8 protein-coding genes are annotated in these 12287 nt (G+C 55.4%); 4 read left to right on the top strand and 4 right to left on the bottom strand.

The genetic code is table 11. The features are described from left to right. Positions 1 to 41 precede the first annotated feature (41 nt). Positions 42 to 1619, top strand: coding sequence for a glutamine-hydrolyzing GMP synthase (gene guaA / locus QPM17_RS01640; RefSeq protein WP_285388230.1), 1578 nt, complete (start codon positions 42 to 44; stop codon positions 1617 to 1619). A gap of 96 nt (positions 1620 to 1715) precedes the next feature. Here the strand turns inward: guaA and QPM17_RS01635 are convergent, their stop codons facing one another. The 4 genes from QPM17_RS01635 to QPM17_RS01620 form a co-directional block, all read right to left on the bottom strand. Further along, on the bottom strand, positions 1716 to 2129 hold the full coding sequence (locus QPM17_RS01635) for a hypothetical protein (protein ID WP_285388228.1): 414 nt from the start codon (positions 2127 to 2129) through the stop codon (positions 1716 to 1718). Positions 2130 to 2189: 60 nt separating this feature from the next. Beyond that, the gene (locus tag QPM17_RS01630; RefSeq protein WP_285388225.1) at positions 2190 to 2729 is read right to left on the bottom strand and encodes a hypothetical protein; all 540 of its coding nucleotides are present in this window, start codon (positions 2727 to 2729) and stop codon (positions 2190 to 2192) included. Continuing rightward, positions 2726 to 8173, bottom strand: a complete 5448-nt coding sequence (locus QPM17_RS01625) for an AAA family ATPase (protein WP_285388223.1) — start codon at positions 8171 to 8173, stop codon at positions 2726 to 2728. The genes QPM17_RS01630 and QPM17_RS01625 overlap by 4 nt, the downstream gene beginning before the upstream one ends. Positions 8174 to 8263: 90 nt before the next feature. Further along, on the bottom strand, positions 8264 to 9058 hold the full coding sequence (locus QPM17_RS01620; protein ID WP_285388221.1) for an SH3 domain-containing protein: 795 nt from the start codon (positions 9056 to 9058) through the stop codon (positions 8264 to 8266). 337 nt (positions 9059 to 9395) lie between these two features. Between QPM17_RS01620 and tadA the strand changes: the two genes are divergently transcribed. From tadA to QPM17_RS01605, 3 genes are read left to right on the top strand one after another with little or no spacing between them, the layout of a single operon-like run. Beyond that, positions 9396 to 9896, top strand: a complete 501-nt coding sequence (gene tadA, locus QPM17_RS01615; RefSeq protein ID WP_285388219.1) for a tRNA adenosine(34) deaminase TadA — start codon at positions 9396 to 9398, stop codon at positions 9894 to 9896. Positions 9897 to 9905: 9 nt separating this feature from the next. Continuing rightward, positions 9906 to 10889: a UDP-glucose 4-epimerase GalE gene (galE, locus tag QPM17_RS01610; RefSeq protein ID WP_285388217.1), complete on the top strand. Its 984-nt coding sequence runs from the start codon at positions 9906 to 9908 to the stop codon at positions 10887 to 10889. A gap of 53 nt (positions 10890 to 10942) precedes the next feature. After that, positions 10943 to 12286 (top strand): UDP-glucose dehydrogenase family protein, encoded by a 1344-nt coding sequence (locus QPM17_RS01605; RefSeq protein WP_285388215.1) that lies wholly within the window; start codon positions 10943 to 10945, stop codon positions 12284 to 12286. The last annotated feature ends 1 nt before the right edge of the window (position 12287 follow it).

Here is a 12287-nt window from a genome sequence, read left to right as displayed (position 1 = left end):
ACGGTATGAGCCGCGCTTTTTCTTTCTGATCCGAGGATTTCATGGCCCACAACATCCACGACCACCGCATTCTGATTCTCGATTTTGGCTCCCAGTACACCCAGCTCATTGCACGTCGCGTTCGGGAAATCGGTGTCTATTGTGAGATCAAGCCTTTTGATATCACTGATCAGGAACTGAAGGACTTCAATCCCCAGGGCATCATCCTGGCCGGCGGCCCCGAGTCGGTTACCAAGCTGGGTGGCCCGCGCGCACCCGAAGGTCTGTTTGAAAAAGGCATTCCGGTACTCGGTATCTGCTACGGCATGCAGACCATGGCGGAACAGCTCGGAGGACGCGTGGCCAGTTCCGAGAAACGTGAATTCGGCTACTCCCAGGTCAAGGTGCGTGCCAAGGGGCCATTGCTCCAGGATATAACCGACCACCTGACGGCTAACGGCGATTCCCTCCTGGATGTGTGGATGAGCCACGGTGACAAGGTTGTGGTCATGCCCGAGGGCTTTGAGCTGCTGGCATCCACAGAAAGCGCGCCCATTTCCGCCATGCAGGATGTCAGTCGCAACCTTTACGGTGTCCAGTTTCACCCGGAAGTGACCCACACGCTGCAGGGCAAGCGTATTCTCGAGCATTTCGTGCTGAACATCTGCCGGTGTGAAGCCTTGTGGACTCCCGCCAAGATTGTTGAAGATGCTGTTGAGCAGATTCGTAACCAGGTTGGTGAAGACAAGGTGTTGCTTGGGCTCTCCGGCGGTGTTGATTCCTCAGTTACTGCCGCGTTGTTGCACAAGGCCATCGGCGACCAGTTAACCTGCGTGTTCGTGGACAATGGCCTGCTGCGCCTGCATGAGGGCGACCAGGTGATGGACATGTTCGCCAGTAACATGGGCGTCAAGGTTATCCGTGTGGATGCGGAAGACCTGTTCCTGTCCAAGCTGAAGGGTGTTGATGACCCGGAGAAGAAGCGCAAGATTATCGGCAACACCTTTATTGATGTATTCGATGAGGAGGCCGCCAATATTCGCGATGTGAACTGGCTGGCCCAGGGCACCATTTATCCGGATGTCATCGAGTCTGCCGCCTCCAAGACCGGTAAGGCCCATGTCATCAAATCCCACCACAATGTGGGCGGGCTGCCGGAAACCATGAAAATGAAACTCGTGGAGCCCTTGCGGGAGCTGTTCAAGGACGAGGTGCGTCGCATCGGGCTTGAACTGGGTCTTCCTTATGACATGGTGTACCGCCACCCATTCCCCGGACCTGGCCTGGGCGTGCGGATTCTGGGTGAGGTCAAGAAGGAATACGCCGAGATTCTCCGCCGTGCCGATGCCATCTTCCTGGAAGAACTGCACCGGGCCGACTTCTATCACAAAACCAGCCAGGCCTTTGCTGTCTTCCTGCCGGTCAAGTCAGTGGGAGTTGTGGGGGACGCACGTCGGTATGAATACGTGGTGGCACTGCGTGCAGTGGAAACCATCGACTTCATGACCGCACGCTGGGCGCATCTGCCTTATGATCTGCTGGAAACGGTTTCCAACCGTATTATCAATGAGATTGAGGGGGTTTCACGGGTAACCTACGATATTTCCTCTAAGCCGCCTGCTACCATCGAATGGGAGTGACCATCTCTGACCGGTCCAGGCGCTATGCGCCGATGATGTAGCGGAGCATCACGGAGTGTGGAATAAATGCCTGAATTGCGCTGAAGTGGTGCATCCCTATAATGGCTTGATGGCATTCCAGATATTATCCAGAGCATCCCTGATATAGGATTTTTCGTGGGATGCCAGGCAAGTGGCTAGAATGCGGTTGGATGTATCCAGGCCTTCCATATCAATCTGTGCCTGCAGACACTCCTCCCGATCAGAATCGGGCAAGCCGTTACATACCGGACAACGCGCTGACCCTGTTGCGCATAATTCCCTGTGCAGGCAGCTCACATAGGCGGATTCTGTTTCACTGGCCCTTTTCTCCATCCCACTGAATAGCTGGGCATAATGGCCTAGCGCAAGAATGAGCACCACACCCCCAATGGTAATAAAACGGTAACGCCATAATGCCGCCACAATGACCACCAGAATGATCATCGTAAGAATGACGTTTTCGGATATCCAGTGCATCAGAGGATTCATAGCCCAAATACCTCCAGAGCGAGTGGCGCGTGATCATGTCTGGCATGCGTTTTTTGTCGTTCAATTCTTTTTACTGGTGAAAAGTTTCTTGATAAAACGCCGCAACATGCCGAACAGTCCGAAGGAGTACCAGTAGAACTCGATCTCGCGTTTCTCGCTGGTTGTGGTATCGATAATCTCGACCGTGCCTTTTGTACCCTCGGGCGCCAGTGGCACAAGGCCGGTTTTCAGGCTTGAGGCGGCGCTATAAACCTTAACGTAAGAAAGCTGAGTAACAGTTGCCTCAAGCCCATTACCCGTTGCTGTGCCGATAATCCAGCCACAGGGCATGTTGTTGCCAATCTGCTCCCAATACCACTCCACCGTAATGTTCTGCTCTCCACTGCTGCCCTGACTGACAACGTCGCTGATAACCTGTGCTTCCTGCCGGCTTTTCTTGCTGGCCGTGCTCGAGGATACTGTCTCGGGAAGTGGTTTCAGCTCTGGGGCTGCCTGCTTCTGCCGGTTCCTCTTGTCCTGCTGGTTGTGGTGCCGTTGACCCTTTGCCGGCTGGCGTGTCCGCTCCTGATTCCTGGGTCGACCTCCAGACTCTGTACTCATGATTCATCCGCCGTTTGCTGGTCAATTCCCAGATCCTCCATGAACACCACAATGTTATCTGGCGTTCCTTCCTGCAGTGCACGGCGCACTGCTTTCTGTTGCGCGTTGTCCACGATACCGCGGATATCGCGACCGCTGACCCGGGAATAATGGCTGGCGAGTATGCGTGTTGCGGTTTCCACATCAAACCGGGTGTTCTTGATGTCTTTGAGGAACAGTGCAAACAGGCGTTCGCGCTCGGCCTCACCAGGCAGTGGAATCTGGATTTTTTCCGGTAACCGGGACAGGATGGCGGAGTCGATGGCATCCGGAATGTTGGTTGCCGCCAGCAGGAACACATGAGCATCGTTCGATTTGACGCCATCCAGCTCCTGCAGCATCTGGGTCACAATTTCCTGGGTAAACTGATCCGACCCCGAACTGTTACGACTGGGGGCTACTGATTCCATCTCATCAATAAACAGTATGGATGGAGCACGGCTGCGGGCCCGCTCGAAGACTTCCTTCACTTTCTGTCCTGACTGGCCCACATAGCCTGCTTTAAGATCTGCAGTCGCCGCAGCGATAAACTGCACCCCACTTTCATTGGCCAGAGTACGTGCAATCTGGGTTTTTCCGGTACCGGGCGGCCCATAGAGCAACATGCCGCGGGGCGGCTTGACGCCTTGTTCCTGCAATACTTCAATATGTTGCAGCATGCCGCACACGGTCTGAAGCTTGTCCAGAGTTTCATTGTCTATTATCAGGGAATCCCAATGCGCATCATCAGATACCTTGTCGCTGATCGCGCCAGTCTGCTGTCTGATTGTGGCATTCCAGTCATCGTCGCCGATTTCACCTTTCTCTGCCGCGAGGGTACATATATCGCGTGCCAATGTGGCCAGGTTGCGACCAGAGAACCCGTTTGTGGCGTTGCCGACATGCTCGGGTATATCGGGTTCACGGCCGAGCTTCTCCATCTCAAGCTTAAGGATCTGCTTGCGACCATCCGCGTCCGGTAGGCCAATTTCCACTGCTGCGCCAAAACGCGACACAATGGCCTCATCCAGAAGGTCACGTCGGTTGGTGGCGCCCACCACCCAGATTTGATCGGAAGAAGCGACCCCATCCCACTCTGCCAGGAAAGCCTGCACCAGCTCATCAGAAGCCGCGTCGGAATTCACAGAACCGCGCCGAGCAAACATGCCTTCACATTCATCAACAAAAATCACGGCACGCCCACGGTCCCGGGCCTCCTCCCAGATCTTGCGAACACGTTCGCCGCTGCCGCCGACATGACCCGCCTTGAGATCAGGAATCGATAATGACATGAAATGACCACCGGTCGAGTCGGCGATCCTGCGTGCAATTTCGGTTTTTCCCGTCCCGGGCGGGCCATACAGCAACAGCCCTTTTGGCGCTGCCGGGTCTGCGCGGTTGAACATACGGATCTTGTTGATCACCGAATCTTTCACCGTGGGCGGCAATACCATCCTGGACCAGACCCGGCTCAGCTCATCATCGGTTATTTCATTGGCCTTGGGCATGGCCTCATCCATCAGCCCCGCAAGGGTCAGGTTGATTTCATCGGGGCTGCCAGCGCGTAATGCTTCACGTTCGAGTGCTCGATTGACAAAGTTTTTGAGGTCCCGGCCACTTTTGCCTTTGAGTACCGACGCCAGCTTTTCGGCAGCTTCGTCAATATCAAAGCTGGCATTGAAGACGCGCGTCCCCAATAACCCACGGAGAATGTCACGGCGCCCGGCTTCATCTGGTAGAGGTATCTCGATCCGTGCAGTGAAACGCGAGTTGATGGCACTATCAATTGTCTCTGGCATATTGGTCGCCGCCAGCACGAAAACGTGCGCTTCTTTACCGCCCTGTTTCTGGATTCCATCCATCTCCTGCAGCATCTGAGTCACGATTTCCTGGGTAAACTGATCGGCAAGACGGGAGCCGCGTTTGGCAGCAATCGACTCAATCTCGTCGATAAACAGTATGCAGGGCGCATTGGCGCGCGCATTGGCAAATACATTCTTGACCAATTGCCCCGACTGTCCGATATAACCCGCCTTCATATCCGCTGTGCTGGCACTCATGAATTCAAGGCCACTCTCATTGGCGAGGGTGCGCGCAATCTCGGTCTTACCAGTGCCGGGAGGGCCAAATAGCAGTATTGCCTTGGGCGCTTCCACACCCTTTTGCTGGAACTTTTCCGCATCCACCAGAATGCGTGTGATGTTCTGTAGCTGTTCCTTGATATCGACAGGCAGCACCAGGCGATCCCAGGTTTTACTGGCATCCTTGAAAGCGTTATCGCCCTGCATGGCAATGGCTTCTTCTATCAGCGATTCAATGGAGAGGTTAATATCGTCCGGGCTGCCAGCTCGCATGACTTCGCGCTCCAATGCACGGTCAATAAAGTTCCTCAGATCGCGACCACTTTTGTTTCTGAGTTGCCGGGCGAGTTTGATAGCAGCCTCATCAATATCGAAAGTCGGATTGTTAAGGCGCGATTGCAGCATAGCGCGCAGTATCTCGCGGCGGCCTTCCACATCTGGCAAAGGGATCTCAAGCTTGTTGCGAAAGCGGGACAGGATGGCAGCATCAATAGAGTCAGGAATATTGGTTGCGGCCAGCACAAACACATGACGTTCGTTCTTCTGGATGCCATCCATTTCCTGTAGCAGCTGGGTTACGATCTCTTTGGTGAAAGTGTCAGCGTCGCTGGAGCTACGGTTGGCGGCAATAGATTCGATCTCATCGATAAACAGAATGCTCGGTGCATTCGCGCGTGCCCTGGCGAAAACTTCCCGCACCATCTGGCCGGACTGGCCAATATACTGGCCTTTCATATCCGCGGTGCTAGCGGCAATAAACTGTAATCCGCTTTCGTTGGCCAGCGTCCGTGCGATCTCGGTTTTACCCGTACCGGGAGGGCCATAAAGCAGCAGCCCTTTGGGTGGCTCGATACCATGTTTCCTGAATTGTTCGGCCTGGACCAGGATTCTGGTTATGGACCTGAGCTGCTCCTTGATTGCGGCGGGCAGTATGAGGCGGTCCCAGGTCTTGGTTTCATCCCTTATCGACGCATCGGCACCCCTGACGCTGACGATCGATTGTTTCCATTGGTCCGGAGTCGGAGTGCCGGGATAGGATTGCAGTCGGACTTCAGCAACGATGTCGCGCAATTCACGCACTGAAGCGCCATTGGTGTTCTTCACCACATCGTCAGGAACCGGGAGCGGAACCTCGTGCTCCTTGCAGGCCTGCTGGAGGATCAGGCGGCGACCAGCTTCATCCGGGGCCTTGATCTCGATCTTCGAGCTGCCCAGGCGGGATAGTATGGAAGAATGCAGATCCTGTTCATTCTGGGCTGACAGCACGATCCACACCCGTTGCTGTGCGGGGTTCAGTCTGGCCCATTCATCTGTCCAGGCCAGGGTAATTTCCTTGGACGCGCCATCGGCATGCTCTGACCCGGGCTTTGCAAATATCTGCTCGGCATTATCGATAAAAAGCACCGTATTCAGCGCGTTGCGGTACTTTTCCCAGATGCCTTTAACCTCATCGGCATTGCGCATATCCGAAGCCGTGATCTCAACAAAACTGGCGCCAACGGATCGGGCGATCATTTCTGCCAGGAAACGTTTGCCATTGCCCGGATACCCGTAAAGCAGAATGCCGGCCGGAACAGCTTTGTCGCCGAGATTAAACAGGTCGATACGTTTCAACAGGAAATCAAAGACGTCATCACTGACGCTGATGTTGCGCCAGATCTGTTCCAGCGTTTCAACGTTACGGATGAGATTTTCAATCCGGGGGATTTCATCCTCGAGGCGCCGGATCTTCCAGAGGGCCTCCGCAAGCCCTCTCAGTTGCTGGTAATCTTCGTGGATCTGCGACTCAATTTCAGAAAGACTGTCGACCAGCACCTGGCCGTAGCTTTTCATGAATTCGTTTTCAGTGTCCCACGACAGTAGGCCGCCAGCCAGTTTTTCGTCAGACAATGCGTAACAGCAGAATGATTTATCGTTCAGAAGATTAATCATGCCCCGGCCGGCAAGGCTCTGCTTTGCCACAGTTCCATTGACCGGGAATAGTCGCTCGGTTTCAGGGCCGGTGCTCCTGCTGGGAGACAGGGACATCGCCTTGTAGTGTTGATCCTGAAAACCCTGGGATCTATAGAAATGCCACAGCTCAACCTTTTTCAGGTTGCCTGCATGCATCTTCATGGCCTTGTAACCTCCTGTCACCAGAGCGCGCTTTTCGTAAAAGAACAAGAGGGCGACAGTTGCAGCATAAATTGCCAGGATCACCAGAAGCAGGCCCAGTGCCTCTTGGGCGAGGTATTCTGGTGAATAATACTTGTATTGATCATAGGTTCCGTAAGTCGCCCATAGGATCGCACCAACAATGACGAGCTTGAAACCAATTGGCAGGCGCCGGAAGAGTCGCCACAGTGCTGACAAGGTGACCGCGCGCAACAAGGCCTTTCTGGCACTGCCAAAACGAGCCGCCAGTGCGCTGCGAGTGTTGGCAGATAATGCATCGCCAAATTTCTGGATAGCCTTCTGAATTTCTTTGGTACCGGACTGGCGTTTCTGGTACTCCATTCTGGCCTGGGTGAGTTTGTCCGCGGCCTCTGACAGGCGGGCCTGGTACTTGGCTCGCTGCACCGATAACAAGTCATCGGCGTCTGCTTCTGTCAGGTAAGTTGCACTTGAAGAATTCGACTCCCATTGCTCGTCCTCTTCTTCCGGAAGGTCCTCCATTTCTTTCGAGGGGGCCTCACGAGCGTCCGCAGAACGGGGCTGGTTAACAGACTGTTCGCCTGGTTGAGTGTCGGATGGGGTGGCTGCTGCAGGTTTTCGGAATACGTACCACCAGATTGCGCCACCTGCAGGAATCAGTAGAAAAAACCAGATCCACCAACTACTACCTGTGCTGCCTGGCCCGTTGTCCTGAGAGCGTGGCGCAGTCGTCGGAGAAACTTCTACGCCGGGCTGAGTAGACGCGGGAGCGGTTTCAGGCTCCGGCTCTGATTGAGACGAAGCACTGGGCGAGGCTGAGGGCTCGGGTTGCTCCGGAAGATACTCGCTGTTTAACCGCCACCCCTCAGTCGCGGACGCGTAACCTTCATAAACCCTGAGCGTATCGACCATACCAACCAGATTGATGTGGCTAACCTGAGGGCATTCGAATCCCATGGTCGCGCGTATTCCGCCCAGGAGCTTTTCCAGCATTCTACGATTATCGGAAAAGTCCGCCTTGCTATCGGACAGCAAGCGGACATCAACGGATTCGCCGCACCAGTCTTCGCCCTCGTCAACCACCACCCGGATACCCTGATGTGTCAGCAACTGTCGCTGGCTGGCGTGGACTGCCTGGGGTAGGATCAGCCCGATAATAACCAGCGAAAGAAAAAAACCAGCTGCAAGTGGTATATCGTTGTTGTAAGGCACTGACAGGTCCCCCCGGAACGGTTTGCGACAGACAACAGGGCGGGGCAGCAGGTCTTTGAGGCAAGCTCCCTGCCTTCAGTTTTTGGGGCGTTACACGATTTCCCAGCCGTCGGGACCACGGCAGGCGGTAACCTCCTCAGCGGTTGTTTTACCGTTATCCAGTGTTACTTCCTGAGTAACCACGCGGCAATCCCGAGTGGCGCTCACCGCTGCACGCTGGACTTGAGATTCCGGAACAGGGTCTTGATTTGCGTCGCCAGTCCGGTTTTCTTCCGGCACGGACGTCAATAATGTTGAATAGACAAAGCCGCTACCGACGCCCCCCCGGGATACCATGTACCAGGGCTTGTCTTTGACCTTGCCCACGACATTGATGTGTTCTCCAGCCCGAAGCGTGTCGACAACAACATAATCTGTGCCCGGTCCGCCGCGCACATTGACATTGCCTCCCGGGCTGTATTCCTCACCAATAAACTCCAGGGGTGGCACTTCCTTGACCTTACCCTTGAGCACTCTGACCTGAGTTTGCTCCTGTTGGGTTGTCGTCTGTTTGACAGAAGTCTTCGCGCTTACACCGGTTTCGGGGTTGTGCCAGCTGCGGGGCTGGCCGGTGCGAATGGTTTCATGGGTTGAAGCCGACAGGCGTTGCCGGTCACGCTCATCAAGCATTCGACCAATGGTCCTGCCAATAAGGGCTCCCCCGGCAGCACCAACAGCTGTTGCCAGTGTCTTGTTGTCGCCCCCGACTCTATGTCCAACCCAGGCGCCACCAATGGCGCCGGCCACAGTTCCGATGTCCTCCTTGGAAACAGTTTCCATTGTTCTGCAGCTGGACATTGTGAAGCTCGCCGTGGCCAGAATGGCAACGATAAGTGTATGCTTCATTTTTCTGCCCCCCCAGACACCATAACCAAAGCCGCCACACTCACCACGCACAGGACTTTGTCTTGCGCGGAGTTTGTGGGAAAATCTGTCGGCACTGTGTCACCCTCACGTAACAGAACGGCGGCTCATTACTGCATGAGTATGCGTAGTTAATGAGGCAAGGTTTGGGCCAATCGATCCCAGCCTTGAAAATAGTCCAATAGATTCAAGTTATTGCTCATGCGCCGCTCCTACAGGCTGGCTGCGTAATGTAAAAAATCCTGACGGTTTTTATCTTTGTAGCCGTGCCACGCAGTTTTCCGGAGCCTCGACTACTGGGTCTTCAAGGCAGTAAATCATGATCAATAAGGATGACGATGAGGCCTGGATGGCCCGGGCCCTGCAGCTGGCAGGGCAGGCAGCATCCGCCGGAGAGGTTCCGGTTGGTGCCGTGGTGGTTCTCGACGGTAAGGAAATCGGCTCAGGGTTTAACGCCCCGATCAGTGGGTGCGACCCCACTGCCCACGCTGAAATCCGGGCGCTGCGTGATGCCGCCCGCCGGGTAGCAAATTACCGGTTGCCGGGTGCCACGCTTTACGTCACCCTTGAGCCTTGTACCATGTGTGTGGGCGCTATCGTCCACAGCCGCGTCAGCCGTCTTGTTTATGGCGCGGCCGAGCCCAAAGCCGGCGCTGTTGAATCTGCCCGGCAAACGCTCGAAGAAGGACACCTGAACTGGCGTGTTGAGTCTACTGGCGGCGTTCTGGCCGAGCAGTGCAGTGGTATTATCAGTGATTTTTTCGCACGACGGCGGGCAGATATCCGTCGCCGGAGGCAGTTGTTTTCAGGGAAGGAGTGAGTACCGATCATGAAAGTTCTGGTAACCGGCGGAGCCGGCTATATAGGCAGTCACGTAGTCAGGCAATTGGGCGAGGCCGGGCACGACATCGTTGTTTTTGATAACCTCTCCACCGGCTATCGCTGGGCCGTCACCTGCGGAGAACTGGTTGTAGGCGACCTTGCCGACGAGCAGGCCATCGCGGACCTGTTCAGCCGTCATCAATTCGAAGCCGTCCTGCATTTTGCGGCTAATATTGTGGTGCCGGAGTCGGTTGAAAACCCCCTCAAGTATTACAGCAACAACACCCGCAACACGCTTAACCTGCTCAAAGCCGTCGAGCAGTACCAGGTTCCGTACATGGTGTTTTCGTCAACTGCGGCAGTCTACGGCATGCCCGAAGAAACCGTGCTGACCGAAGACCTCCCCCTGGCGCCAATCAACCCCTATGGCGCATCCAAAATGATGAGTGAGCGGATGATCATGGATCTGGCGGCCGCATCGTCTCTGAATTACGTTATTCTGCGCTACTTTAACGTGGCCGGCGCTAATCCGGAGGGTTTGCTGGGACAGGCAACGCCTGAGGCTACCCATCTGATCAAGGTGGCGTGTGAGTGTGTCACCGGAAAGCGTGACGGCATGAGCGTCTTCGGCACCGACTACGACACCCGTGACGGTACCTGCATCCGCGATTATATCCACGTGGAAGATCTGGCCAAGGCCCATGTCATGGCGCTGGACTACATGGCAGGTGGTGGCGAGTCGCGGGTTCTGAATTGCGGCTATGGCCGCGGATTTACCGTGCGTGAAGTGATTGACGTGGTCAAACGCAAATCAGGCAACGACTTCCCGGTGCAGGAAACCGGCCGCAGGGCAGGGGACCCTGCCGCGCTGATGGCCGATAATTCGCGAATCAAACAGGTACTTGGCTGGCAGCCGGATTACGACGACCTGAATACCATCGTCGGCACGGCGCTGGCGTGGGAAAAGATCTGGCACGAAAAACAGGGCTGATACGGCCGTTTTCTGACGCACAATACACATTTCAGACATCAGGGTTCTAACGGATGAAAATTACGATTTTTGGTACCGGTTACGTGGGGCTTGTTACCGGAGCCTGCCTGGCAGATGTAGGCCATCATGTTCTTTGTATGGACGTGGATCAGGCCAAGATCGAGAAGCTCAAGAACGGACAGATTCCTATCTACGAACCGGGGCTCGAGTCCATCGTCAGGCATACCGTGGAAGCCGGCCGCCTGGCATTTACCACGGATACCGAAGAAGCCGTTGCCCACGGCGTTCTGCAATTCATTGCGGTGGGTACGCCACCGGATGAAGACGGGTCCGCTGATCTCCAGTACGTGACTGCGGTGGCCAAATCCATCGGCCAGTATATGGACGATTACAAGGTGGTCGTGGATAAATCCACCGTGCCTGTTGGTACCGGAGACAAAGTCAGGGATGCAGTGCGTTCGCAACTCGACAAGCGCGGGTTGGAGCTGGAATTCGATGTGGTCTCCAACCCTGAATTCCTGAAAGAAGGCGCGGCCATCAACGACTTCATGAAGCCGGACCGCATTATCGTGGGTACCGACAGCGAACGTGCCATGGAGCTCCTGCACGAGGTCTATTACCCGTTCAACCGCAGCCACGACCGCATGATCTTCATGGATATCCGTTCGGCAGAGCTGACCAAGTACGCAGCCAACTCCATGCTCGCAACAAAGATCAGCTTCATGAACGAGATTGCCAACCTGGCGGAACGGCTGGGTGCGGATATCGAAAACGTTCGCCGGGGTATTGGCTCCGACCCCCGCATTGGCTATCACTTCATTTACCCCGGCTGCGGATACGGTGGTTCCTGTTTTCCCAAGGACGTTCAGGCACTGGCCCGTACAGCCAGGGACTGTGACTACGACTCCAGGCTGCTGAACGCGGTTGAAGCCGTGAACAGTGCTCAGAAACATGTGCTGTTCGACAAGATCAGCCACTATTTCAACAGTGATCTGAGAGGCAAGGTGATTGCCCTTTGGGGCCTGGCCTTCAAACCCAATACCGATGACATGCGTGAAGCTGCCTCCCGTACCCTGATGCAGGACCTCTGGAACGCCGGAGCCAGTGTTCAGGCCTTTGACCCTGAAGCCATGGAAGAGACCCAGCGCATCTTCGGTGACCAGCCCGGCCTGACCCTTTGCGGCACCAAGGAGCAGGCACTGAAAGGCGCCGATGTGCTGGCGATCTGTACCGAATGGAAGGAGTTCCGTTCGCCGGACTTTGAGGCAATCGCGGCGGCTCTCAAAGAGCCCGCTGTGTTCGACGGCCGTAACCTGTACGAGCCTGAAATGCTGGAGCGCCACGGCATGATCTATTACGCCATTGGCCGCGGCCGGAATCAGTTCCACGGAGCCTGAT

Origin of the sequence: Marinobacter azerbaijanicus (assembly GCF_030250645.1) — a bacterium.
Taxonomy (GTDB): domain Bacteria; phylum Pseudomonadota; class Gammaproteobacteria; order Pseudomonadales; family Oleiphilaceae; genus Marinobacter; species Marinobacter azerbaijanicus.
Note: the sequence above shows the minus strand (reverse complement) of the source record. Positions and strands in the feature narration are given on the sequence as shown.

Excerpts from the sequence above, each read along its gene's own strand:
- guaA (WP_285388230.1), top strand. The coding sequence starts at position 42 with ATGGCCCACAACATCCACGACCACCGCATTCTGATTCTCGATTTTGGC.
- QPM17_RS01635 (WP_285388228.1), bottom strand. The coding sequence starts at position 2,129 with ATGAATCCTCTGATGCACTGGATATCCGAAAACGTCATTCTTACGATG.
- QPM17_RS01630 (WP_285388225.1), bottom strand. The coding sequence starts at position 2,729 with ATGAGTACAGAGTCTGGAGGTCGACCCAGGAATCAGGAGCGGACACGC.
- QPM17_RS01620 (WP_285388221.1), bottom strand. The coding sequence starts at position 9,058 with ATGAAGCATACACTTATCGTTGCCATTCTGGCCACGGCGAGCTTCACA.
- tadA (WP_285388219.1), top strand. The coding sequence starts at position 9,396 with ATGATCAATAAGGATGACGATGAGGCCTGGATGGCCCGGGCCCTGCAG.
- galE (WP_285388217.1), top strand. The coding sequence starts at position 9,906 with ATGAAAGTTCTGGTAACCGGCGGAGCCGGCTATATAGGCAGTCACGTA.
- QPM17_RS01605 (WP_285388215.1), top strand. The coding sequence starts at position 10,943 with ATGAAAATTACGATTTTTGGTACCGGTTACGTGGGGCTTGTTACCGGA.